26 protein-coding genes are annotated in these 24,667 nt (G+C 39.7%); 4 read left to right on the top strand and 22 right to left on the bottom strand.

What is annotated here, in order from left to right; translation table 11 throughout:
* Positions 1 to 2: 2 nt before the first annotated feature.
* The 9 genes from PT281_RS04230 to PT281_RS04190 form a co-directional block, all read right to left on the bottom strand.
* Positions 3 to 1,703 (bottom strand): proline--tRNA ligase, encoded by a 1,701-nt coding sequence (locus tag PT281_RS04230; protein WP_277152355.1) that lies wholly within the window; start codon positions 1,701 to 1,703, stop codon positions 3 to 5.
* 30 nt (positions 1,704 to 1,733) lie between these two features.
* A complete protein-coding gene (gene rseP / locus PT281_RS04225; RefSeq protein ID WP_277152354.1) occupies positions 1,734 to 2,990 on the bottom strand; it encodes an RIP metalloprotease RseP in 1,257 nt (418 codons plus the stop codon).
* Between the two features lie 10 nt (positions 2,991 to 3,000).
* Positions 3,001 to 3,798 carry a phosphatidate cytidylyltransferase gene (locus tag PT281_RS04220; protein ID WP_277152352.1) on the bottom strand — a complete coding sequence of 266 codons (798 nt, stop codon included), beginning with the start codon at positions 3,796 to 3,798 and terminating at the stop codon, positions 3,001 to 3,003.
* Positions 3,799 to 3,807: 9 nt separating this feature from the next.
* Positions 3,808 to 4,539, bottom strand: a complete 732-nt coding sequence (locus PT281_RS04215) for an isoprenyl transferase (protein WP_277152350.1) — start codon at positions 4,537 to 4,539, stop codon at positions 3,808 to 3,810.
* Positions 4,540 to 4,546: 7 nt separating this feature from the next.
* Complete coding sequence (frr, locus tag PT281_RS04210; RefSeq protein ID WP_277129515.1) at positions 4,547 to 5,104, bottom strand: ribosome recycling factor; 558 nt, start codon at positions 5,102 to 5,104, stop codon at positions 4,547 to 4,549.
* On the bottom strand, positions 5,104 to 5,829 hold the full coding sequence (gene pyrH / locus PT281_RS04205) for a UMP kinase (protein WP_277152348.1): 726 nt from the start codon (positions 5,827 to 5,829) through the stop codon (positions 5,104 to 5,106). Before pyrH ends, frr begins: the two co-directional genes overlap by 1 nt.
* Before the next feature lie 131 nt (positions 5,830 to 5,960).
* Positions 5,961 to 6,836: a translation elongation factor Ts gene (gene tsf, locus PT281_RS04200; RefSeq protein ID WP_277152346.1), complete on the bottom strand. Its 876-nt coding sequence runs from the start codon at positions 6,834 to 6,836 to the stop codon at positions 5,961 to 5,963.
* A gap of 31 nt (positions 6,837 to 6,867) precedes the next feature.
* Positions 6,868 to 7,656: a 30S ribosomal protein S2 gene (rpsB, locus tag PT281_RS04195; protein ID WP_277152344.1), complete on the bottom strand. Its 789-nt coding sequence runs from the start codon at positions 7,654 to 7,656 to the stop codon at positions 6,868 to 6,870.
* 158 nt (positions 7,657 to 7,814) lie between these two features.
* Positions 7,815 to 8,846 carry a GIY-YIG nuclease family protein gene (locus PT281_RS04190; protein WP_277152343.1) on the bottom strand — a complete coding sequence of 344 codons (1,032 nt, stop codon included), beginning with the start codon at positions 8,844 to 8,846 and terminating at the stop codon, positions 7,815 to 7,817.
* Between the two features lie 62 nt (positions 8,847 to 8,908).
* On the opposite strand from PT281_RS04190, the gene PT281_RS04185 reads away from it, so the two are divergent.
* Together PT281_RS04185 and PT281_RS04180 are read left to right on the top strand one after the other, a co-directional pair.
* A complete protein-coding gene (locus tag PT281_RS04185) occupies positions 8,909 to 9,523 on the top strand; it encodes a 1-acyl-sn-glycerol-3-phosphate acyltransferase (RefSeq protein WP_277152341.1) in 615 nt (204 codons plus the stop codon).
* Between the two features lie 83 nt (positions 9,524 to 9,606).
* Entirely contained in the window at positions 9,607 to 10,785 is a 1,179-nt protein-coding gene (locus PT281_RS04180; protein ID WP_277152339.1) for a cyclopropane-fatty-acyl-phospholipid synthase family protein, read from the top strand.
* 54 nt (positions 10,786 to 10,839) lie between these two features.
* On the opposite strand, the gene PT281_RS04175 is transcribed toward PT281_RS04180, so the two are convergent.
* The 5 genes from PT281_RS04175 to PT281_RS04155 all read right to left on the bottom strand — a co-directional run bounded on the left by PT281_RS04175 (position 10,840) and on the right by PT281_RS04155 (position 16,526).
* On the bottom strand, positions 10,840 to 12,240 hold the full coding sequence (locus PT281_RS04175) for an FAD-binding oxidoreductase (protein ID WP_277152337.1): 1,401 nt from the start codon (positions 12,238 to 12,240) through the stop codon (positions 10,840 to 10,842).
* A gap of 133 nt (positions 12,241 to 12,373) precedes the next feature.
* Entirely contained in the window at positions 12,374 to 14,155 is a 1,782-nt protein-coding gene (locus PT281_RS04170; RefSeq protein WP_277152335.1) for an ABC transporter ATP-binding protein, read from the bottom strand.
* A 1-nt stretch (position 14,156) separates the two neighbouring features.
* Positions 14,157 to 15,911: an ABC transporter transmembrane domain-containing protein gene (locus PT281_RS04165; RefSeq protein ID WP_277152333.1), complete on the bottom strand. Its 1,755-nt coding sequence runs from the start codon at positions 15,909 to 15,911 to the stop codon at positions 14,157 to 14,159.
* Between the two features lie 77 nt (positions 15,912 to 15,988).
* Positions 15,989 to 16,207, bottom strand: coding sequence for a YneF family protein (locus PT281_RS04160; protein WP_277152331.1), 219 nt, complete (start codon positions 16,205 to 16,207; stop codon positions 15,989 to 15,991).
* Positions 16,208 to 16,277: 70 nt separating this feature from the next.
* Entirely contained in the window at positions 16,278 to 16,526 is a 249-nt protein-coding gene (locus PT281_RS04155; RefSeq protein ID WP_277129505.1) for a DUF896 domain-containing protein, read from the bottom strand.
* Positions 16,527 to 16,670: 144 nt separating this feature from the next.
* Between PT281_RS04155 and lexA the strand changes: the two genes are divergently transcribed.
* Complete coding sequence (lexA, locus tag PT281_RS04150) at positions 16,671 to 17,294, top strand: transcriptional repressor LexA (protein ID WP_277152329.1); 624 nt, start codon at positions 16,671 to 16,673, stop codon at positions 17,292 to 17,294.
* 21 nt (positions 17,295 to 17,315) lie between these two features.
* Here lexA and PT281_RS04145 read toward each other — a convergent pair whose 3' ends face one another.
* The 8 genes from PT281_RS04145 to ylxM form a co-directional block, all read right to left on the bottom strand.
* Positions 17,316 to 17,966, bottom strand: coding sequence for a uracil-DNA glycosylase (locus PT281_RS04145; RefSeq protein WP_277152327.1), 651 nt, complete (start codon positions 17,964 to 17,966; stop codon positions 17,316 to 17,318).
* Positions 17,967 to 18,150: 184 nt separating this feature from the next.
* Entirely contained in the window at positions 18,151 to 18,915 is a 765-nt protein-coding gene (locus PT281_RS04140) for a nucleoside phosphorylase (RefSeq protein WP_277152325.1), read from the bottom strand.
* 104 nt (positions 18,916 to 19,019) lie between these two features.
* Positions 19,020 to 19,367: a 50S ribosomal protein L19 gene (gene rplS, locus PT281_RS04135; protein WP_277129501.1), complete on the bottom strand. Its 348-nt coding sequence runs from the start codon at positions 19,365 to 19,367 to the stop codon at positions 19,020 to 19,022.
* A 122-nt stretch (positions 19,368 to 19,489) separates the two neighbouring features.
* Positions 19,490 to 20,206, bottom strand: a complete 717-nt coding sequence (gene trmD / locus PT281_RS04130; protein ID WP_277152323.1) for a tRNA (guanosine(37)-N1)-methyltransferase TrmD — start codon at positions 20,204 to 20,206, stop codon at positions 19,490 to 19,492.
* Positions 20,196 to 20,711, bottom strand: a complete 516-nt coding sequence (rimM, locus tag PT281_RS04125; protein ID WP_277152321.1) for a ribosome maturation factor RimM — start codon at positions 20,709 to 20,711, stop codon at positions 20,196 to 20,198. The genes trmD and rimM overlap by 11 nt, the downstream gene beginning before the upstream one ends.
* Positions 20,712 to 20,783: 72 nt before the next feature.
* Positions 20,784 to 21,056 (bottom strand): 30S ribosomal protein S16, encoded by a 273-nt coding sequence (gene rpsP / locus PT281_RS04120; protein ID WP_277129498.1) that lies wholly within the window; start codon positions 21,054 to 21,056, stop codon positions 20,784 to 20,786.
* Between the two features lie 83 nt (positions 21,057 to 21,139).
* Complete coding sequence (ffh, locus tag PT281_RS04115; protein ID WP_277152319.1) at positions 21,140 to 22,567, bottom strand: signal recognition particle protein; 1,428 nt, start codon at positions 22,565 to 22,567, stop codon at positions 21,140 to 21,142.
* A 4-nt stretch (positions 22,568 to 22,571) separates the two neighbouring features.
* Positions 22,572 to 22,913, bottom strand: a complete 342-nt coding sequence (gene ylxM / locus PT281_RS04110; RefSeq protein WP_277152318.1) for a YlxM family DNA-binding protein — start codon at positions 22,911 to 22,913, stop codon at positions 22,572 to 22,574.
* 203 nt (positions 22,914 to 23,116) lie between these two features.
* On the opposite strand from ylxM, the gene PT281_RS04105 reads away from it, so the two are divergent.
* On the top strand, positions 23,117 to 24,544 hold the full coding sequence (locus PT281_RS04105) for an amino acid permease (RefSeq protein WP_277152316.1): 1,428 nt from the start codon (positions 23,117 to 23,119) through the stop codon (positions 24,542 to 24,544).
* Positions 24,545 to 24,667: the final 123 nt, after the last annotated feature.

Below are 24,667 nucleotides of genomic sequence, written 5' to 3'. Positions count from 1 at the left end.
AATTATCCTAACTCTTTATTTACAAAACTATCTAATTCAGTAACTGCAATTTCACTAGACTTCTCATCAGTTGGACGCTTAACCTCAACAATACCCTCGCTAGCCTTTTTACCAATTATAATTCGAATTGGTGCACCAACCAGATCAGCATCAGCGAACTTAACACCCGCACGTTCATTACGATCATCATACAATACATCATAATTAGCGCTATATTTTTGCTCTAATTCTTCAGCTAGTTTAGTTTGTGCTTCATCCTTCATCTTCATTTGGACAATGTGCAAACTAAATGGCGCGATTTCTTTAGGCCAAGCAATACCGAATTTAGTTGCATGTTGCTCTACAGCAGCTGATAACATTCTAGTAACGCCAATACCGTAAGAACCCATGATTACTGGCTGCGTCTTACCGTTCTGATCTAAGAAGTCAGCACCCATCGTTTCAGTATAATAAGTACCCAGCTTGAAAATATGACCCACTTCAATTGAAGTTGTAAATTTCAATGGTAAATGATCGATTGGATCAGGTTCACCCTCGTTAGCTACTCGAATGTCACCAAATTGATCAACTTTAAAATCACGATCAAGGTTGACATTCTTTAATTGGTAACCAGTCTTATTAGCACCAACAACTACATTGTAAAGGTTCTTTACTGTATCATCAGCAACAATTTTATCAGCCCAATCAGCCTTAACTGGACCAACACCGCCTTTGTTAGCACCGGTAATTGCTAGTAATTCTTCATCAGTTGCCGTTCTTAATGAATCAGCATCAAGCAAGTGCGTCAACTTAACTTCATTTACTTGCTTATCACCACGAATTAAAACTAACACGTGTTCTTTTTCATTAACAATGTAGAGAACACTCTTAACAATTCTGGTTGCGGGCACGTTCATAAAATCAACTAAATCAGCAATTGTTTCTTGATCTGGGCTAGCGACTTCAGCCATTTCTTGCAATTCTTCTTGATCTTGCTTAAAGGTATCGTCACTGACTGCCATTTCAAGGTTAGCTGAATAAGTACCCGTTTCATTAGTTGCAATGGTATCCTCACCAATTGCAGCAGGTGCTTGAAATTCCGTTGAGTTTTTACCACCCATTGTACCGGAATCGGCAATTACTGGGTTTACTTGCACACCACAACGCCGATAAATTGCTTCAAAAGCTTGCTTCTCATCATCAAATTGTTCATCAAGTTGTTCACGAGTTGCCGCAAAACTATATGCATCAAGCATGATAAATTCACGTCCCCGCAATAGACCAAAGCGTGGACGATTTTCATCACGGTACTTAGTTTGAATTTGGTACAGTGCAATCGGCATCTGCTTGTAGCTCTTAATATTTTTAGCGACAATCTCGGTAAAAGTTTCTTCGTGAGTAGGTCCCAATAAACTTTCACGACCATGACGATCCTTTAAGCGGAACATTTCTGGACCATACTTTTGTAAACGACCAGATTCTTCCCAAAGTGAAGCTGGCAGAAAATGTGGCATTGACATTTCTGGCACATTAATCTTAGCCATTTCTTCTTCCATAATGTTTTCAGCCTTGCGCAAAACGCGATAGCCTAATGGTAAGTATGCATAAACACCAGCTGTAACTTGGCGAATATAACCGCCGCGCAACATTAATTGGTGACTTTTAGCCACAGCATCTGAAGGTGCCTCTTTCAATGTTGGCATAAATAATTTAGATTGACGCATTAATTTTCTCCCAAGAAAAATAAAAATTTTCTATTTAATAAAGTAACGATAAATATCATTACCAGTAACTGCAATAATTAAAACTAATAATAAGCCAAAGCCGATTAGTTCAACAATTGCTTCATGATCCTCAGAAATTGGCTTTCTGCGGATAATTTCAATAATATTGAGCAAGAACTTACCACCATCAAGACCAGGAATTGGAATTAGATTGACAATTCCCAAATTGATGGAAATCATTCCCAAAAAGGCAAGAATGTAGGAAAAGCCCATTTTAGAAACTTGTGAAGTTTCCGAATAAATCCCAACCGGACCAGATAATTTATTTAAACTAAAGTGTCTAAATAAACCACCAACAGCGTTAAAAATTAATCCTGTTGTAGATACAGCAGTATCCCAGCCACGCTTTAATTTTGCACTTGCATGCTCGTCACTGCGTGCTAAAATTCCAATTTGATAGCTTGTTTGTCCCTGAGACTTAACTGCCTTTGGGCGCACCTTAACAACCTTCTTTTGACCGTTTTCAATCAAAGTAATTGCAATTGTTTTTCCCTTACTCTGATTGACTTGTGCTGCCAGGTCGTTAAAAGAAGACGTTTGCTGACCATTGATTGCGACAAACTTATCTCCGGGCTTAATCTTAGCAACTTGTGCCGGTGACCCCGGACTAACCTGCCCAATCGTTGTTGTTGCGGGACCAGGAACCGTAAATGTCCAGACCAAAAAAACTACAAAGCCCAAAATGATGTTCATTAAGGGACCAGCAATATTAGTCGCTAGTTTTTGCCAGACATTTGCCTGTTGAAATTGAGTATCCCGCGGAGCAATTACTAATTCAGTCTTAGATTGATCGATAATTGTGGCATTATGATTAACCTGGTAAGTAACGAGTTTTTCTTCATCACCATTTTCATATCCGGTAATGACCAGCTCATCGACTAAGTCAGACTTAGTGACTTGAACGGGAATACCTTCAATTGGAATATCAGATTCTGAAGCATCAATTTTTACCACTTCATTCTGCTCATTCAATTGTAAGATAACCGTCATCCCTGGATCTAATTTGGCTTCATCATCTTTACTTGCCAAACGCACATATCCGCCTAATGGCAGCCAACGAATTGTATAAGTAGTTGGATTGCGCCGCACTTGAAAAAGCTTCGGTCCCATTCCAATTGAAAATTCCCGCACCAAAATACCGCATTTTTTAGCGACAATAAAGTGACCAAATTCATGAACAAAAACAAGAATGCCAAATACAACTAAAAAGATTAGTATGCCCTTCAATAGAATTCTCCTAGTGCATAATACCTAACAAAGCAGCAACTACTGGTAATACAAATAGCATGCTGTCAAACCGGTCTAAGATACCACCGTGACCCGGCAAAATTTTACCAGAATCTTTTACACCGTAATAACGTTTATAAGCAGATTCTACCAAGTCACCCATTTGTCCTACAATTGAAAGGAAGAAGGCAATGATAATCATTTGTACTTGCGGATAACCTACTTTAACACAGTAAACGTAAATTGCCGCGCAAATAACAGCACAAACAGTTCCGCCAATCGAACCTTCCCAGGTCTTGTTCGGACTAATTACTGGCCATAACTTATGCTTACCAGCTTTGCGGCCAATCATGTACGCACCCGTATCGGTTAACCAAACAACAACAAAGACATAGCACAGAAGAGCTAATCCATTATTGCTGTTTCTAATCGCTGCCATATAGTGAAAACCCGTTCCAATATATAGTGATGCTAATGTATAGACACCAACATCATCAAAGGTTGTTTTATTTTTTGATAAAACCGTCCAAGTCAGCATTAACATAATAACGGCAAAGTACATGCCGTACTTTGACCAATGCCATGGCATCCCCTTAATGAAACTATCTGGCACAGCCCAAATAATAGTTGCTAATAGTGCCAATAAGAAATTAACTGACACCAAGATTTGTTTTTTCATCAAGAAAATTTCACTGATACCAACTGCCGCAAAAGCCACAGTCAGCCAGTCCATCCAAAGACCACCAGCAATAACAATCGGAATAAATAAAATTAAAGCAATAACTGCTGTAATAACACGTTGTTTCATATAAACTACCTAACTATCTGATTCATCAACTTTACCAAATCGGCGGTTGCGATTTTGAAACTCACTTACAAATTTTTGTAAATCTGCTTCATTAAAGTCCGGCCAATTTTTAGGACTGAAGGCTAACTCTGAATAGGCTAACTGCCAAAGCAAAAAATTAGAAATCCGTTGTTCTCCCGAAGTTCTAATGAGCAAGTCAGGATCACGAAAAGTACCGAACTTGGCCGTCATCAAGCGCTGTGAGATCATTTCTTCATCAATTTGCTCGCTAGAAATCGCGCCGCTTTCAATCATGCCGCCCAATTCCTTAACCGCCGAAGTAATTTCGCTGCGTGAGCCATAATTAAAGGCAAAATTTAAAATTAAGCCGGTGTTATCAGCAGTTTCAGCCATTGCCCGTTGAACAACCTTATAAGTCTTAGGCGGTAATTGATCTAGGTAACCCATAATGTTTACCTTAACATTATTTGCCATTAACGTTGGCATAAACTTGTCAAAAAAGCGAACGGGCAAGTTCATCAAATAAGCAACTTCTTCTTTAGGACGAGCCCAATTTTCAGTAGAAAATGCATAAAGCGACAAAATCTTGATGCCCAGTTTATCGGCAGCAAGCGTAATCCGCTCAACATTATTCATTCCCTCATGATGACCGGCAACTCGCGGCTTACCTTGACGGCGAGCCCAGCGGCCATTACCGTCCATGATAATGGCAAGATGATTTAATTGATTCTTTTCTGCCATTCTGCTATTAACCTTCAGTAATTTCAGTCCGCTTTTTGTCAGCTACTTCATCAATTTTCTTAGTTGCATTATCTGTAGCTTTTTGCACTTGCTTTTCTAAATTACGTTGTTCATCTTCAGTAATTTCATCATCTTTTTGTTGCTTCTTCAAACTATTCATCGCATCACGGCGAACATTTCTGACAGCAATTTTTGCTTCTTCAGCTAACTTATTAACTTCTTTGGCAATTTCTTGACGTCTTTCACCAGTTAATTGTGGAATAACCAATCTAATTACCTTACCATCATTTGCTGGTGTTAATCCTAAGTTTGAAGCAAGCAAAGCATGTTCAATATCATCCAAACTGCTTTGATCATATGGCGTAATCAATAATACACGTGGCTCTGGAATAGTTACACTAGACATTTGGGTAAGTGGCGTTGGCGCACCATAATAGTCAACCTTAACACTTTCTAAAATTGCGGCATTCGCAACCCCAGCTCGAATTGAGCCGAGATTTTTTTGAAAAACCGTAATTGACTTGTCCATATTTTCTTGGGCTTTTTTAATTGTTTCGTTATTCATTATTTACCACCTTCAATAACAGTCCCAATTGGTTCACCCATGACTGCCTTCTTAATATTTCCTTCAGTATTAACGTTAAACACAATAAGCGGTATGTTTGTATCCATTGATAGCGAGCTTGCTGTCCGATCCATTACCTTTAAATCTTTAGCAATTAAATCAAGCTGCGTTAATTCCTGATACTTCTTAGCATTAGGATCAAGTTTAGGATCAGCTGAGTAAACTCCGTCAACACCATTCTTGGCCATCAAAATGACATCGGCATTAATTTCAGCTGCACGCAACGCAGCTGTTGTATCAGTTGAAAAGTATGGATTGCCTGTTCCACCACCCATAATTACAACTCGACCTTTTTCTAAATGACGAATTGCTTTTCTTCTAATATACGGCTCAGCAATTTGCCGCATTTCAATCGAGGTCTGTAATCTAGTTGGCACGCCAACATGTTCTAAACCATCTTGAAGAGCTAAACCGTTCATGATAGTTGCAAGCATTCCCATGTAATCAGCTTGTGAGCGTTCCATTCCTAGCTTTTCACCAGTTTCACCACGCCACATATTGCCGCCGCCGCAGACAATACCAATGTCAACGCCTAAGTCGTGAACCGACTTAATTTCTTGAGCTAAATGACTAATAACTGTGGGATTGATTCCTGATCCCTTATCACCAGCGAGAGCTTCACCGGAAATTTTTAAAATAACACGCTTATATTTAACTTTAGTCATAGTGACCTCCTCATCATCTAAATATTTTACCATATTAAGCATTAAATTGTCTGACGACAAAATAAAAGACCGAAATTTTATCCAGAAAAAAAGAGAAGGCATTTACCCTCTCTTTTTAATTAACAAATAAATTACTTCATTTGTTCTTGTACTTCAGCAGCAAAGTCTTCTTGCTTCTTTTCGATACCTTCGCCAACTTCGTAACGGGTATAGCTAACAACCTCGCCGCCTTCTGACTTAGCATATTCAGCAACAGTCTTGTCAGAATCTTTAACGTAAGGTTGGTCAACTAAACAAATTTCACTTAAGTACTTGTTTACACGACCTTCAACGATCTTAGGAATAATGTTGGCAGGTTTGCCTTCATTTTCAGTTTCCTTAGTAAAGACATCTTTTTGACGATCAAAGTCAGCCTTTGGTACAGAATCTTTGTTCAAGTATTCTGGGTTAATTGCAGCAACGTGCATTGCAATGTTCTTAGCTGCATCTTCGTTTGCACCCTTCAAGGTAACAAGAGCAACAATTGAACCACCATTGTGCTTGTAAGCACCAAATACTTCGTCATCATTCTTAGTTACTAAATCGAATCTTCTTAAGGTAATCTTTTCACCGATAACTGCAGTCAAGTTGGTGATTTCTTCACCAATTGTTGAGTCACCCATTGGTGCCTTTAATGCTTCTTCAACATTAGCTGGCTTAGCAGCAAGGATTGCTTTAGTTACATCATCAACTAACTTAACGAACTTGTCATTTGAAGAAACAAAGTCAGTTTCTGAATTGATTTCAACTAAAGCAGCAGTATTGCCACTAAATGCATATTCAGCTAAACCTTCAGCAGCAATTCTGCCGGACTTCTTAGCAGCTTTAGCAACACCGTTTTCTCTTAAAATATCGATTGCCTTTTCAATGTCTCCATCAGCCTTTACTAAAGCCTTCTTGGAGTCCATCATACCAGCACCGGTACGATCACGTAATTCTTTAACTTGCTTAGCAGTAATATTTGCCATTGATGTGTCCTCCTAGTTTAGAAACAGTAACTTATTCTTTGTCTGAATCTTCTTCAGTAGTTTCTGCTTCTTCAACGTTTTCATCGTCAGCAGCACCATTAGCCATGTCAACTTCAACGCTCTCGTCGTCATCATCTTGACCTTGCTTGCCTTCGATAACTGCGTCAGCCATTGCACCTGAAATAAGGCGGATAGCACGGATAGCGTCATCGTTTGAAGGAATAACAACGTCAACTGGAGTTGGGTCAGTATTAGTGTCAACCATTGCGACAACAGGAATACCTAAAATATTAGCTTCGTGAACGGCAATCTTTTCCTTCTTAGGGTCAACTACGAACAAAACATCTGGGATTCTAGGCATATCTTCGATACCACCTAAGAATCTTTCAAGCTTGTCCATTTCCTTAGTCAAAAGTGAAGCTTCCTTCTTTGGCAGTACTTCAAAAGTACCGTCTTCTGACATCTTCTTTAAATCCTTTAATCTTTGTACTCGGCTTTGGATAGTCTTCCAGTTAGTCAAAGTACCACCTAACCAACGTTGGTTAACGAAGTATTGACCAGCACGAGTTGCTTCTTCAGCGATTGAATCTTGGGCTTGCTTCTTAGTTCCTACAAAAAGAACTACGCCACCTTGTTGCGCAACGGCTCTAACAAAAGCATAAGCATCATCCAACATCTTGATTGTCTTTTGCAAGTCAATGATGTAGATACCATTTCTTTGAGTAAAAATGTAAGGAGCCATCTTTGGATCCCATCTTCTAGTTTGGTGACCGAAGTGGACACCAGCTTCAAGTAATTGTTTCATTGAAACTACTGACATAATAAATTCCTCCTATGGTTTTTGTCCTCTCAAGCGGTCATTTCAATATCTCGCCAAGTGTATGGCACCAAAATATTGATCGCTCTTGATGTGTTTTACCTGCATGCCTTATTTAGCACACCATAATAGAATACTAGATTTAGCTGGAAGATGCAAGACTAAAAATCTACGCCATGCTCACGTAAAAAGTTTTCTTTCCACTGTCTTGGATGATGTTTAAACCAATATTCTCGTTTCAGTGCTAAATTCTTATCAGTGAACTTCTCATGATAAATCATTTTAACGGGACGTCTTGCCTTAGTATATTTCGCACCCTTGCCTGAATTATGGGCAGCCAGCCGCTTTTGTAAGTCATCTGTAAAACCACCATAAAAGCTGCCGTCGCTGCATAACAAAACATAAAAGAAATAATCCTTACCCTGTTGTCTTTGCGCACGATCTTCAGGTGTTTCGCGAATAATACGCTGAATTGGCGGCAAAAAATTACCATTCTTGTCGTGAACTTCAATTGCGTCTTTTAAAACCAAACCATCACTGGCCGTATGCTTAACGGCTTCGATGATAATTAAATTGCTGTCATCGCCGCGGTGCGAAACAAACGGTTGAACAACCTTAATACTTAAATCGTGCTTCATGCAAAAATAAGCAATTTCATTTAATCGCTCGGGTCGATGCACCATAAACAATTTGCCCTTCATTTTTAGCAAACCGCTGGCAACGGTAATTATTTCTTCAAGATTAATTAGAATTTCGTGACGCGCAATTGCCTTTTTAGGATCTGGATTAATATCGTGACCTTCTGGCACCTTAAAATATGGCGGATTGACAACCACGACATCATAAGAATCTTTACGCAAAAAACTAGCTGCATCTTTAACATTTTTTTGAAAAACCGTTATCCGGTTTTCCATTTGGTTAAGCTCAACAGAACGCCGCGCTTGCGAAGCAGACTCGGGCTGAATTTCTACCGCATCATATTTTGCCCGATTAAAATATGCCATATAAATGCTAGCCGCGCAGTTGCCAGCACACAGATCCACGACTTTTGAGCGATCCCGGATAGCTTCTTTAGCAAGTGATGCCAAGAGCAAAGTATCAAGCGAAAAACTAAATGCCGTTTTATCCTGAATAATCTTTAAGTCATCATTATACATATAATCAATTCGTTCATTATTGGCCAATTTCACCATAAAATTTTGTCCTCTCCTTGAGCTTTGCTATAATATTTTACAACAACTGGAGGAGTTTAATCATGTTTTATCATTTTATTCGCGTGGTTGCGCGATTTGTTGTTTGGATTCTTAACGGTCATTTACACGTTTACCACAAAGAACGCATCCCTGAGGGCAACTATATCTTAGCTGCCCCACACCGAACTTGGTGGGAACCAATTTTATTTGCTTTAGCTGCCAGTCCGAAGGAATTTATGTTCATGGCCAAAATCGAATTATTTCAAAATCCAATTTTGCGGTTCATTTTAACTCATGCTCATGCCTTTGCCGTTGACCGCAAACATCCCGGTCCTTCAGCATTAAAAATTCCAATCAAGGGTTTGAAAAAAGGCGACTACTCACTAATTATTTTCCCATCGGGTACAAGACATTCAGCTGAGCTTAAAGGTGGAACCTTGGCTATTGCTAAATTATCGGGAACACCAATCGTTCCCGTGGTCTATCAAGGGCCACTCACTTTCAAGGGATTATTGAAACGCCAACCGCTTGACGTCTGCTTCGGTGAACCAATTAAGGTTGATCGGAAAATAAAATTAACTCATGAAAATGAAGCTGCCTTTGATGAGCAATTAAAAAATGCTTGGGACCAGCTCGATCAAGAACACAATCCTAATTTTCATTACGTTGCCAAATAAAAAAGGTTGAATTCATTATGAGTTCAATCTTTTTTTGTTAGTGCTAAAATTAGTAATGTTTAAATGAACGGAGGAATTTTAAATTGTTAGAAAAAACCTTTTACAAAATGATGCTTAACAAGTCTTTCCCTTTTCCAATTAAAGTTACCTATTGGGACGGCAAAAGTGAAACTTATGGTAATGGCAATCCAGATATTGAAATTATTTTTAATGAAAAAATTCCAATGTCAGCAATTTCGCGTAATGCTTCCCTAGCTTTAGGTGAAGCATACATGGATAAGAAAGTTGAAGTTAAAGGCAGCCTGCAAAAATTAATTTGTGGTGCTTATGAGAGCTCAGAAAGTTTTTTGCGGTCAAGCAAGTTTCGCAAATTCTTGCCTGAACAAAATCATACTGAGCAGCAAAGTGAAAAAGATGTCCAAAGTCATTACGATATTGGCAATAACTTCTATCAATTGTGGCTTGATCCGACATTGACGTATTCTTGTGCATACTTTACTGATGGCAATCACGATAACCTTGAGCAAGCACAAATTGCCAAAATCCATCATATCTTAAATAAATTGCACCCTGAAAAAGGCAAAACTCTATTAGATATTGGCTGCGGCTGGGGAACATTAATGCTTACTGCTGCTAAGGAATACGGCTTAAAGGTAACCGGGGTTACACTTAGCGAAGAACAATACAAGTTAGTGCAAAAGAAAATTTATGACGAAAACTTGCAGGATGTAGCCGAAGTTAAACTCGAGGACTACCGCGAACTTGGCGACCAGCAATGGGATTACATTACTTCTGTCGGCATGTTTGAGCACGTTGGTAAAGAAAATCTTGCTCAATATTTCAATGATGTTGCCAAATATCTGAAAAAAGATGGCGTTGCCTTAATTCACGGCATCACCCGCCAACAAGGCGGTGCAACTAACGCTTGGCTTAATAAGTACATTTTCCCCGGTGGTTACGTTCCCGGTCTCAACGAAAACATCTCACATATTATCGCCAGTGGTATGCAGGTTGATGACGTCGAAATGCTACGGCGCCATTATCAACGCACATTAGAAATATGGGATAGCAACTTTAACGAGCACCGAAAACAAATTCAACAGCTGATGGGTGAGCGTTTTACTCGCATGTGGGACTTATACTTACAAGCATGTGCTGCCTCATTTGAATCCGGCAATATTGACGTCATTCAATATTTGATTACCAAGGGTCCATCTGGCAAAAACCTACCACTAACTCGTGATTACATGTTAAATAAATAAATTAAACAACCAAAAAACTAGCAGCCTGATTAGGACTGCTAGTTTTTTGTTTAATTACATTTTGAAAATTTTGCCTGGATTTAAAACATCATTTGGATCAAATAAGGTCTTAACTTTACGTAATAATTCAGTATAGTCATGACCATAGAAGTCTTCAAAGTTGTCAGCACGGGCATAACCAATTCCGTGTTCACCAGACATATTACCGTCAAGGGCTTTAGCTGTCTTATACAGCTCGTCAATTACCTTTTTACTTGTTTCAGCGTATTCTACATCATTCATTTCATCCGAGCAGAGGTAAATGTGCAAATTGCCGTCGCCAGCGTGACCAAAGTTAGGAATTCTGATGTGTAATTCGTTTTCCAATTCTTCAATTCTATCCAAAACATCTGGAATATGATTGATTGGTACACAAATATCAATTTCATCCATTTTTGGCGTTGATTTTTGAATGGCTAGAAGTAACGCTTCACGACATTCCCAAATCTTCTTGGCTTCATCAGAATCAGCACTTAAAACAACCGCTTCTTCAGCCTTGAAGTCTTTAACTGTTGCCAAAGTTTGCTCTAATTCAGCCTTTAATTCTTCATCAGTGAAGGCATCAAGACCAAGAATAATAAAGCCATCACCATGCTTAATTGGGAATTGGTCACCAGCATATTTTTCCCACAAGTTGATTACTTTACGTCCCATAAATTCAACCGTTGTTGGTACAACACCGGATTTTAAAATTGCAGGTACTGATTTAATAGCATCATTTAAGGTTGGATAAGGAATAATTGCATTGATTGACTTACGTGGTTTTGGATAAAGCCGCAAAGTTACTTCAGTAATTACACCTAATGTCCCTTCTGCCCCAATAATTAAGTCTTTGAGTGAATATCCGGAAGCTGACTTAACAGCCTTAGAACCAAACTTATACAGCTTGCCGTCAGTTAAAACGACCTTTAATTCGCGGATATGTTCTCTAGTAACACCATATTTAATTGCCTTTAAGCCGCCAGCATTAGTTGAAACATTACCACCAATTGTTGCCCAGTGCATTGCAGGAGCAGGCATGTATGTAAATGGTTTATCTGCCAAATAGTCTTCTATATCCTTTAATCTGATTCCTGCTTGAACAGTCATCGTCAAACTTTCAGGATCATAATCAAGCACATGATTCATTTTAACCATGTCAAGCGAAATACCAGCATCAATGTTTAAATTGGCACCCATTAAACCAGTTGAGTTACCGCGCGGTACTACTGGAATATTATGATCACTAGCGTACTTAACAATATTTCTGACTTCATCGTTATTTACTGGTTGAATTACCAATTCTGGCATTGCTCTAACAGTCTTAAACTGGTCGTGATCCCAATGCTCAGTCGGCTTAGTAATAAACCTCTCTGGCTCAGAAACAAATTTACTTAAATTTTCACGATCAGTTTGATCGATTACATGATATTCCATTGCAATTTCCTTTCTTATTGTAAAATTACAGATGTGATAAAAATCAACATAAATTAAATTTACGCCACTGTGTAATCGCTGTCAACTTTTATAATAAAAAAAGCGCAGACTTACGGTTAATTCTGCACTTACATTATTTTTGATTTTGCAAAGTATACAAATTGTAATAGTAACCTTGTTGGGTCAATAATTCTTGATGGGTGCCGCGTTCAATAATTCTTCCCTGATTTAGGACAATAATCTGATCGGCATCGACAATCGTTGATAGGCGGTGGGCAATTGCGAGCGTCGTCCGACCTTGGCGCAAACGATGAAGTCCTGACTGAATTAACGTTTCCGTTTCGGTGTCAACATTTGCCGTTGCCTCGTCCAGCACTAAAATTTTCGGATCCGTTACAAGCGTTCGGGCAAACGAAATTAGTTGTCGTTGTCCCTGACTAAATTCACTGCCACCTTCACCAACTGAAGCATGATACTTGCCTGGCAACTTTTCAATAAAATCGGCAGCTTGTACTGTTTGGGCCGCCTGCTTAATCTGCTGATCCGTAATTTGTTCATTATACAGGCGAATATTAGAGCTAATATCGCCATAAAACATGAAGGGATCCTGCAAGACTAACCCTAACTTTTTTCGCAATTCTGCCTTAGGGTACTTTTTAATGTCAACGCCATCAATTAGCACTTCTCCCTGATAAAATTCATAAAACCGCATCATTACGTTAATAATCGAACTTTTACCAGACCCAGTATGACCGACAATTCCCAGAGTTTCGCCCGGATTAACGGTAAATGAAATATCATGCAGAATTTCGTTTTTACCATCATAGGAGAAGCTAACATGCTTAAATTCAATCTTACCATGCGTAATTGTCAATCCCGGTTGTTCATCCTGCTTGGGTTCATAATTAGTATCATCTAAAATCCGAAAAATTCTTTTGCCCGCGACAATGCCGTCTTGAAAGAAGGTCATCTGATCCATCATATTTGAAATTGGATTAAAAAACTGCGAAATATACTGTGAGAAGGCATAGACGACCCCCGCAGGCACAAAAGTCTTTTGCAGCGGGAAGCCAAAATACATTAAAGTTAACGCTAGAGCCAGTGAATAAAGTAGACTGGTCAACGGTGACAGCAATAAAGAATTCAAGTTAATCATGTTGAAGCGCGTCTTCATTAGGGCTGCATTCTCATGTTCAAAATTGCCAGTCATGCGCTTTTCTTGCTTAAACTGCTGAATTAACGAAACACCCTCAATTGATTCGTTCAAGTTAGTATTAATCCTGCTTAACCGTTCACGATAATTACGGTAAAGTTTAGAACTGCGCTTTGAGTATTGCCAAATAACCAGCAAGGAAAGCGGTAAGAAGGCCAGCATGATAAGCCCAGCAAAGGCATTAGTAGTAAACATCGCCACTAATGCCGAAACAATTGAAAATAATGACAACACAACACTTGATAGAACCGTCAAGAAATTACTTAGCGTCATTGTATCATTAGTAACCCGCGAAACAATCGAACCAGCTGGTGTTTGGTCAAAATAACGCATCCCCAGTGTGTGCAGTTTTTTATATAATTCAGCGCGCAGACCCTCAAGAGATTTCTCCGATCCCAACGCAAAAAAGTATTCATACGTAAACTGCAAAATACCCTTGATAACTGAGCCGCCAGCATATAACAAGCCGGCAAAAATAATCACTTGCGTTGTTACATTGGCCTTAACCAAATAATTATCAAGGAAAAATTGCAAACCATACGGCAGCAGGATATTGATAATACTGACAAGTAAGGCGCCAATTCCCGCGATAATCATTTCATTTTTAAAGCGCAGTACAAAGCGAACAAGCCGTTTAAAAATATCAAATTGCTCTTTAACCGGAATCTCTTTAGACCAAACCGATTCATTCTGTTCATCCATCTTATTCACCTACCTTTTCTTCTAATTCCTGCCGCCGCCACATTTCCGCATACCAGCCATCTGCAGCCAGTAATTGCTCATGTCTACCACGCTCGACAATTGCGCCATCCTTCAAAACTAAAATCAAATCAGCATTCATGACCGACGTTAACCGGTGAGTTGCAATCATTGTCGTCTTACCTGCACGCTCTTTACGCAACGATTGTAAAATTGCCATTTCGGTTCGTGCGTCAACTGCTGATAGTGCATCATCCAAGACCAAAATTTGACTTTGCTTCAATAACGCCCGTGCAATTGACATTCGCTGCTTTTGTCCTCCAGAAAGCGAAACCCCGTTTTCACCAACTAGTGTCTTGTAGCCAGCCGGCATTTGCAAAATATCTTCATGCAGATCACTCTTTTTTGCAGCACCAATAATTGCCTCCTCAGATGCATCAGCCTGTGAAAAGGCAATATTCTTTTGAATTGTCGTTGAAAACAAGTAATTATTTTGCGGTACATAAGATATTTGGCGTAAGAGAACATTGAGCGGAATTGTCCTAATGTCATAACCATTTAACGTTATTTGCCCATCATACTTGTCAAACTCGCGCAAAAGCAATTGGATAATTGTTGTTTTTCCAGAACCGACCTTACCAACAAGACCTAAGGTCTGGCCTTTTTTAAGGGTAAAATTGATTTGGTGCAGGACTGGTAATTGTGGTTCATCGGGATAAGCAAACGAATTAATTTGATAATTCAGATCACCTGCTAAATCGTCAGCCGTTAAACTTTCATCGGCATGCTGATCGGTGATCTGCGGCTGCTCATCCAGCAATTTTTCAACCCGGTCATAACTGGCGCTGCCCCGCTCCAAAATATTGAATAGGTAGCCAATAGCAAACATCGGCCAAACCATGTTACCAATGTAGGCAATAAAAGAAACTAATTGCCCAATTGTTAAAACCTTGTTAACTACCAGCAACCCGCCATAAATAATTGTAATCGTGTATGTTAGACCGATAATAATCGTGCCTAGCGGATCAAACAAGGCATCCCACTTGAAGACTTTTTTATTAATCTTGATCGTCTCATCAACCATTTGGTCAAATGCAGCAGTATCTTCGTCGCCTTGACCAAAAGTTTTGATAACTTTCATTCCTGAAACGGACTCTTGCGTCTTATTGTTTAACCGTGAAAATGCCGCCTGCGACTCATCAAAGGCATCATGCAGATGATTGCCCAATTGCCATGCACCCCAGGCTAAAAATGGTAAGGGCAACAAAGCAACAATTGTCAGCCGCCAATCAACAAAAATAATCATCGCAATCATGGTTGACACGCCCATAATTAACGAATCGACCAAAGTCAAAACCCCAGCCCCCGCAACATCTTGGATTGCGGAGACGTCATTGGTAGCATGTGCCATTAAGTCACCAGTTCTGTGGCGTTGGTAAAAGGTTTGATCCATCACCATAAAATGTTTAAACAATTTTGAACGTAATTGCCGTTCAAGTTCAGCCGCACCACCCCAAATTTGTTTGCGCCAAAAATAGCGAAAACCGTATAACAGTAGGGCAGCTACAATGATCGCTAAAATCAAGCCACCGTATTGTAGCCAGCTAATATGACCTTGATCAAGCTGATCCGCCATTAATCCCAAAATCCGTGGCGGTACTAAATTTACGATTGAAGTCAGTGCTAAAAAGGTTACGCCAACTAAATAACGCTTCTTTTCCTTTTTAAAAAACCAACCTAATTTCAAAAAAATTCCCATCTTTATTCCTATCTGACTTGCACCAAACTAAAAAAAAGGCGGGGAACAATCCCCGTCTTCTTTAGTCAATCTTAAGATTAATTATTTTGATGCTTCATCATGTTCATCACTTGGTTAACCTTCTTTGCAGATGGCTTTTGTCCCATTTGTGACATCATCGCAACAATCATATCTTCACTGATTGGTGGATTTTCCTTAAAATATTTTTTCATGTATGATCTTGCACCATAGAAGCCGCCAATTAAGCCGACCAATAGCGCAACGATAATTAAAATAATTGCTAATGCCAAATTCATAAAAACTAACTCCTCAAAATATCCAATAGTTATATCTTACCTAAACTCGCGTAAAATTTAAAGGTTAAAATTAATCTTTTCTTAAACCTTTGCGTCTTTGCGCCTCTTTAGCCTTTTCAGATGTAACTTCCTTACCGTCTTTATCGATAATTACCATATCTTCGACATTTTGCTTAAAACTAGCCCGGAAATTCTTCAAAAATTCTTGATGAAGTTTCTTACGTTCTTCTTCCTCTTGCTCAGTCAGATTACCCGCCTTTTTCTTACGATATAGCTCATTAATTCGGTCAATTGTTTGCTTTTCTTTATCTTGATTCATTTTTGACACCTCTTATTAAAAAAGTCTACCTTATTTGTCTCCAGAAAAAAAGTTTTAGTTCTTAGAACGTTTGTTTGTATTTAGCAAAAATCTTTGGTAAACTTACTTTATAGAAATTTTATCTTATAGTAATGGGGAGAAATTATGCCTGTTAATCATGATTCTAAACAATTAGAAATATTACGCTACATCTATGAAACCGTGACGGACCGTGGCTTTCCCCCAACTGTTCGTGAAATTTGCGCTGCGGTCAATCTTTCTTCTACGTCAACTGTTCACGGACACCTAGCTCGTTTGGAGCGAAAAGGGCTATTGATTAAAGACGCAACTAAGCCACGCGCTTTAGAAATTACAGCAGAAGGTAAACGAGCATTAGGCATTAAACCCAGCGAAATTCCAGTTGTTGGCGTTGTTACTGCTGGGCAGCCAATTTTAGCGGTTGAAGACGTTGAAGATTACTTCCCCCTGCCACCAGATTTAGCCAATGATGCCGGTGACTTATTTATGCTAAAAGTTCACGGCGAAAGCATGATTAACGCTGGTATCTTAAACGGTGACAATGTCATCGTCCGCAAGCAAAGTTCCGCAATTAATGGTGAAATTGTAGTTGCAATGACTGAAGAAAATGAAGCAACTGTCAAACGTTTTTACAAAGAAAAAAGCCATTACCGCCTGCAGCCGGAAAATGATGCGATGGCACCAATTATCCTTGACCAAGTGCAAATTTTGGGCAAAGTAGTTGGTCTTTACCGTAATAACATCAACTAATCAAAAAGACTAGAACTAGTTCTAGTCTTTTTTTGTGTCTAAATATGGCTTCAAAGCAAGCCAATCTTCTTTAATAGTTTCCGTTAACTTGCGATTATAAAAAACCGCTGCCGGATGATATTCCATAATCAACATATATTTTTCTTTTGACCATTCATAACCATCTTCAGCAGCATTCAATTGCAAAATTGGTGTCTGCTTAATCACCTGACCATGCTCACGTGAAATACTGTGCCCCGGTCCCAGCAAACGTTCAATCGCAGTTCCGCCAACCGTGACAATAATCTTAGGCTGGACATGAGCGACCTCATAATCAAAGAATGGTGCATGAGCTAAAATTTCTTTTTTAGTTGGCTTTCGATTCGGGTGCTTAATAACATCCTGATTTTCTTTTTTACTGAAAACCGTCTTAGTTGCAAAAGGACGACTGCGAACTACGCTGGTAATATAAACATCATCGCGTGTTAAACCAATCAATGCCAATGACTTCATTAGTTCTTTACCCGAACTGCCATGAAACGGGACATGCGAGACGATTTCATCTCGACCGGGAGCTTCTCCGACAATCATTAGTGCTGGATGCTGTGGTCCGGCACCTTCATTTAGCCCTTCTAATTTCATTCCTTGTGCTCTTTTTTGAACTTTGGCAATCAGCCACTCTGGATACTTCATCACGTATTATCGCTTTCATTGCAAGCTATTTGATAGTTTCCACATCTACTCGTTAACTTGACTTCACAAACTTTTTGGTAATAATTTTATACAATCGCTGATATATCAGCGATTAAATTTAAGATTGTGAAAATTTATTTAGTTTCACATTAGTTCCACGACAACAATTTTCACAAGCATTATGCTAGATTTTCGACAAAATTTGTGCTCCTAATTGCAAAGCCATATCGTGTGCATCCCTACCCCAGCCACGGTCCTCATGCTTTTCTAAATCACTTAAAGAGTCCGCCGTAAACAGAATTTGCGCAAAATCTACCTGGCGAAAGTTTGCGCATGCGGCTAAGGCTGCACACTCCATTTCAACGCAAGAAGCACCCAACTCCTTAAACTGCTTAACTTTAGCTGGCGTCTCGCGGAAAAAACCATCGGTTGTCCAAGTGGTAACTTCTTTCACCTTAAAATTATTCTGCTGCATTAGCTTTTCTACTCGCCTTAAATAAGGACTTTCTAAGCTAATAAAATTATCTGCTAACGCGTAATGAAATGACGTTCCTTCATCACGAATTGCCCTGGTTGGCACCAAAAAGTAATTTTCCGGCAAGTTAACCAGTACGCCAGCAGAACCAATGGCAATAACCTGCCTTACACCGTAACCGATTAACCAATCAAGCAATTCCACAGCTGCCGCAGCACCAATCTTTGCCTGACAAAAGGTGATTTTTTCATTTTCTAGCTGCACCTCATAAATTTTGGTTGGACCTTCAAAGCACTTAAATACACCAATTTCGCGGTGCTCATGTCCTGCCAAAAATTCAGCAATTGCCTCAGAAGTAATAAAGGCAAATAATAATTTTTTAGGAAAATGATAATCAAGCTCAGCCCGCTCATGGTCGGGATCTAGCACGGCACTAGGACTTGGATCAAATTGCATTAAAAACGGTTCACTCATTTTATCACCCTCCAATTATAGAAACATATTTTTATAGTACCACAAGTAACAAAAAAAGAACCATCTTTTTTAAAGATGGTTCTTTTTCAATGGTAAAGCGTGAATTAACGACGCTTTTCTGCGATTCTTGCAGACTTACCATGACGTTCACGTAAGTAGTAAAGCTTAGCACGACGTACACGACCGTGACGTAATACTTCAACCTTAGCAACACGTGGGTCGTTAACTGGGAAAGTACGTTCAACACCAACACCAGAAGCAATCTTACGAACAGTGTAAGTTGCAGCAATGCCAGCACCCTTTCTCTTGATTACGACACCTTCGAACATCTGAATACGTTCATGAGTACCTTCAACAACGCGAACGTGAACACGAACAGTGTCACCTGCGCGGAAGTCAGGAATATCGTCACGTAATTGTTCTTTAGTCAATTCTTGAATTAATGGATCCATAATTTTTCTCCTCTTGCGGCATTCATTAACGCTACCTGCGTCAGCGGAACACCCATAACTCTTAGTGCGGCTAAACACCAACACTTTTAATATCTTAGCAAATTAACCGCATTAACGCAAGTCTAATCGTCTTTTTTAAACTCCGCGAGCCAGTCTTGTTCTTGAAGACTTAAAGCATAATTTTCCAGCATATCAGGCCGAGATAAATAAGTCGCTCTGAGTGCTTCTTTATGCCGCCACTCAGCAATTTTTTGGTGGTTGCCTGATGTCAACACTTCTGGCACCTTGAAGCCTTCGAAGTCAACCGGTCTTGTGTACTGGGGGTATTCAAGCAATCCGTGAGAAAAACTTTCTTCAACTGGCGAAGCCGCATTGCCCAAAATCCCCGGAATCAGCCGCACTGTTGCATCAATCATACTCATGGTTGGCAATTCGCCGCCAGTTAAGACATAATCACCAATTGAAACAGTCTCATCAGCCAAATCATAAATCCGTTGGTCGAAGCCCTCATAATGACCGCAAATGAAAGTTAGATTTTCTTCATTAGACCAGCGTTGGGCCATTTGCTGGTTGAATGTCTGGCCTTGTGGGGCGGTAATAATTACCTTACCCTTATTAGTCAGTGAATCCAAGGCCTTCTTAATTGGCACAATTTGCAAGACCATTCCGGCGCCACCACCATACGGAGTATCATCAACGTGATGGTGGACATCACTGGTAAAGTCGCGAAAATTAACTAGATTAAGTGCCCATTTGCCGTCTTCTAATCCGCGCCCCAGCATTGAAGTTTGCAGTGGGGTAAACATATCTGGAAAAAGCGTCAACACATTAATCTTCATCGCGCAGTCCCTCCATTAATTCAACATAAACCTCTTTAGCAGCAATATCGACCTTTTTAACCACATCATCAATATAAGGAATCAGGTATTCCTTGCCCGATTCTTCAGTTATCTGCCAAACATCATTAGCACCAGGGGACATAATATCGGTGATTTTCCCTAAAATTTCGCCAGTTTGATTATCTAAAACCGTGCAGCCAAGAATATCACGATAATAGTAAACACCATCAGGCAGGTCGTGTTGAGCATCTTCACTTACAACCAAGGTTTTACCCTTTAATTTTTCAGCTTGATCAATATCGGTAACTTCCGCAAACTGAACCAGCCACGACTGCTTAAATGGTCGCCCACTTGTGACCGTTAAAACACGGTCTTGATCATCTTTGAGAGTTAATTTACTGCCAGCAGAAAAGCGTTCTTCAGGGAAGTCAGTTATTAAGTTAACCTTGACCTCACCCTTTAGTCCGTGAGTTGTCACAATCTGCGCTACATCATAATATTGCATTTGCCCTCCTAAATCTAAGTAAGAAAAAAGTTTGAAGCTTCTAACTTCAAACTTTCTACCTTTGCAAATTAATTATTTGCTTTGCTTTGATTCGTGCAACTTCTTCATTAAGCCAGCACCTGAAAGAAGTGATCTAACAGTGTCTGAAGGTTGTGCACCCTTCTTAAGCCATTCAAAGATTTTGTCTTCATCAAGCTTTAATTGCTTTGGTTCTGCAACTGGGTTGTAGAAACCTACTTCTTCGATGAAACGACCATCGCGTGGCATTCTTGAGTCTGCAACAACGATTCTGTAGAAAGGCTTTCTTTTAGCACCCATACGGCGCATACGAATTTTTACTGACATAAATTAATATCCTCCTAAAACTTAACGATTAATAATATAGCATTTTTTCAAGCAGGTGTAAAGTGTTTTTACTTAACAGGCAATTATGAGTGATAACGCTTGATCTTCATGCGCTTTTTCTTGTTCTTCTTGAACTTTTTACCCATACGCCGCATTGCCATTTTCGCCATAGGTGAATCCATGCCTGGCAAATTGCCCATGCCCTTAAAATTACCTTTGATAATCTTACTCATCATATCGCGAGCCTGTTTAAACTGCTTAATCATCCGGTTGACTTCAACAACTGGTCGACCAGACCCAGTTGCAATTCTTCTTCTGCGGCTAGGATTAAGCAATTCAGGGTCTTCACGTTCCTCAGGCGTCATTGATGACACAATTGCCTTGACGTGCAAAATTTGTTTTTTATCAATATTGATATTTTTCAGCTGCGGATTATTAGCAAGTCCCGGAATCATCTTCATAACTTGATCGAGTGGTCCCATCTTTTCAACTTGGTCAAGTTGATCGACAAAGTCGTTAAAGTCGAAGGTATTCTCCTTCATCTTTTCAGCGACTTGTTCAGCCTTTTTGGCATCGTAATCTTCTTGTGCCTTTTCAATCAAAGTCAGCATGTCGCCCATGCCCAAGATTCGAGAAGCCATCCGGTCTGGGTGGAACTGCTCAAGGTCAGTTAATTTTTCACCTTGACCAGTGAAGATAATTGGCTTACCCGTAACTGCTCTAATCGACAGTGCCGCACCACCACGAGTATCACCATCAAGCTTAGTTAAAATAATCCCGGTAATATCTAACCGGCTGTCAAAGCCTTTAGCAACATCAGTTGCAGCTTGACCAGTCATCGCGTCAACGACCAATAAGATATTGTCTGGTTGGGAAATTTCTTTAACTTGCTCGAGTTCTTCCATTAACGGTTCGTCAATTTCCAGTCGACCAGCCGTATCGATAATTACATAGTCATTCTTATTGGTTTCAGCTTGTTTTAAACCATTTTGGACGATTTGAGCAACGTCTGACTGGTCTTTTTCACTATAAACCGGAACTTTTAATTCAGCCCCGATTTGTTCAAGCTGGTCAATTGCGGCCGGACGATAAATATCGCCGGCAATTAACAGCGGCCGAGCTTTTTCTTTTTGCATCAGCCGATTGGCCAATTTACCAACGGTGGTTGTCTTACCAGTACCTTGCAGACCGACCATCATAATAATGGTTGGTATATGCTTGGACTTATTCAGCCCGACAGCACTCTCACCCATCATCTTGGTTAATTCATCATTAACAATTTTAATGACTTGTTGACCCGGATTTAAACTTTCCTGGACCTCCTTACCTAAGGCCTCTTCCTTGATTTTCTTGATAAAATCTTTAACAACCTTAAAGTTAACGTCGGCTTCAAGCAATGCTAGCCGAATTTCACGGCTGGCATTATTAATGTCTTCTTCAGAAATTTTGCCCTTGCCAGTTAAATTCCGCAACGCTTTTTGAATTCGTTCACTTAAATTTTCAAAAGCCATTGACTCATTCTCCCCTCATTTTTCCTAATAACTGCTTAATTTTAATTAATGCTTCTTCATGTTGATCCTGAGCGACCGCATCAGCAATTACCGCCAGCTCCTGCTCTATTTCATTATAATCTTTTTGCATGTGCAATTTTGCTTCATAATTGGTTAAAAGTTTTCGGCAGCGACGCAGATTATCATAGACTGCCTGCCTTGACACCTTGTGATTAGCGGCAATTTCACCCAAAGACAGGTCATTATAATAATAATCCTCAAAATAACTTTGCTGTCCCTTAGTTAAGAGCTGACCATAATATGCGTATAAATCGCCCAACAATTCATTTTTAACGAGTTCGTCCATTACTTTCACCTTGAACCAGTATAGCAAAAAAGCGCCAGCTTGACGATTGCCAGCAGCAACTCTTAGCAAAATTTATTGATTTTTGAATGAAAAAACATTTGCGATTATTTGCAAGTTTTCTTATGATAATTAAGCTTGCACACTTAAAGGCAATTGTGTAAGCTTCTTTATATTGATTTTAAAAATTTTAAGGAGAATAAAAAGTGAATTTATGGAAAAAAATTAACCGTAAGGAAGATCCACGAGTCTATGAACAAAAAGATGGTCAGCTAGTGCGCTCACTTACCGTGAAAGACTTTTTGGCATTAGGGGTCGGAACCATCGTTTCCACCTCCATCTTCACGCTGCCTGGAGAAGTGGCAGCTCTACATACAGGACCGGCAGTCGCCATTTCTTGCGTCTTGGCAGCCATAGTTGCCGGCATTGTTTCTTTTGCTTATGCGGAAATGGCGGCAGCAATGCCTTTTGCCGGTTCTGCATATTCTTGGATTAATGTTGTCTTTGGCGAAGTCTGGGGCTGGATTGCTGGCTGGGCGCTTCTAGCTGAATACTTTATCGCCATGTCATTTATCGGTTCGGGAATTTCGGCCAATTTTCGTGCCCTTATTGCTCCCTTAGGCTTAAAGTTGCCGGCTGCTTTAGCCAATCCCTTTGGTGTTCATGGCGGAGTTATCGATCTCATTTCAATTGTATCGATCTTTTTAGTTTCCCTGTTGATTAGTCACGGGGTATCTGAGGCATCTCGAGTTGAAAACGCCCTCGTTGCCCTGAAAGTCTTGGCAATCTTACTCTTTGTTATTGTTGGTATGACCGCAATTAAAAAGGCTAACTTCATTCCATTTATTCCACGTTACCGAGCAACTGCCAACGGTCCTTTTGGCGGCTGGCAGGGAATTTATGCCGGTGTGTCCATGATCTTCGTATCATATCTAGGCTTTGATGCAATCGCGGCTAATTCTGCCGAAGCCAAAAACCCAGAAAAAACCATGCCCCGCGGAATTGTCGGTTCACTATTAATTGCCGTTGTCTTATTTGTTGCCGTTAGTCTGGTGCTAATTGGCGTTGTCCCTTATCAAAAATATCTTGGTTCAGCCGAACCAGTCGGTCTTGCTCTGCGGTCAATTGGTCACGGGACAATCGCCACAATCGTGCAGACAATTGCTGTTTTCGGTATGTTTACCGCGCTAATTGGTCTCTGCATGTCAAGTTCAAGATTAGTTTACTCCTTTGGTCGTGACGGCATGCTGCCAAAGAAATTAGGTAAGTTGAATAATGACAAAAGACCTAATAATGCTCTCTGGACAATTACCGTCGTGGCAATCTTAATCAGTGCCTTTTTACCATTTTCATTCCTAACACAGCTGGTTTCAGCTGGCACACTGATTGCTTTCATGTTTGTTTCCCTAGGTATTTATCGCTTAAGACCACGTGAAGGCGTTGATATTTCTAAACCTGCATTTAAAATGCCCTGGTATCCTGTACTGCCATTCTTAGGATTTTTGGGATCACTCATTGTCTTTATGGGACTTGATACACAGGCTAAAATTTACGCAATTATTTGGTTTGTCATTGGACTAATTATTTATTTCGCTTATGGATTAAAACATTCAGTAATGAATCAGAAAAATTAACTTTAATTTTCAACTTTTAAAAAACGCAGCTAGACAACCTAGCTGCGTTTTTAGTTTGCTAATGAGGTTAAATTTGACGATTAAAATATTTTGCATTATTATTAATTATTATTTAATTTTATT

The organism is Lactobacillus sp. ESL0701, from assembly GCF_029433445.1.
Classification (GTDB): Bacteria; Bacillota; Bacilli; order Lactobacillales; family Lactobacillaceae; genus Lactobacillus.
This window is presented reverse-complemented; position numbering and strand designations above follow the sequence as displayed.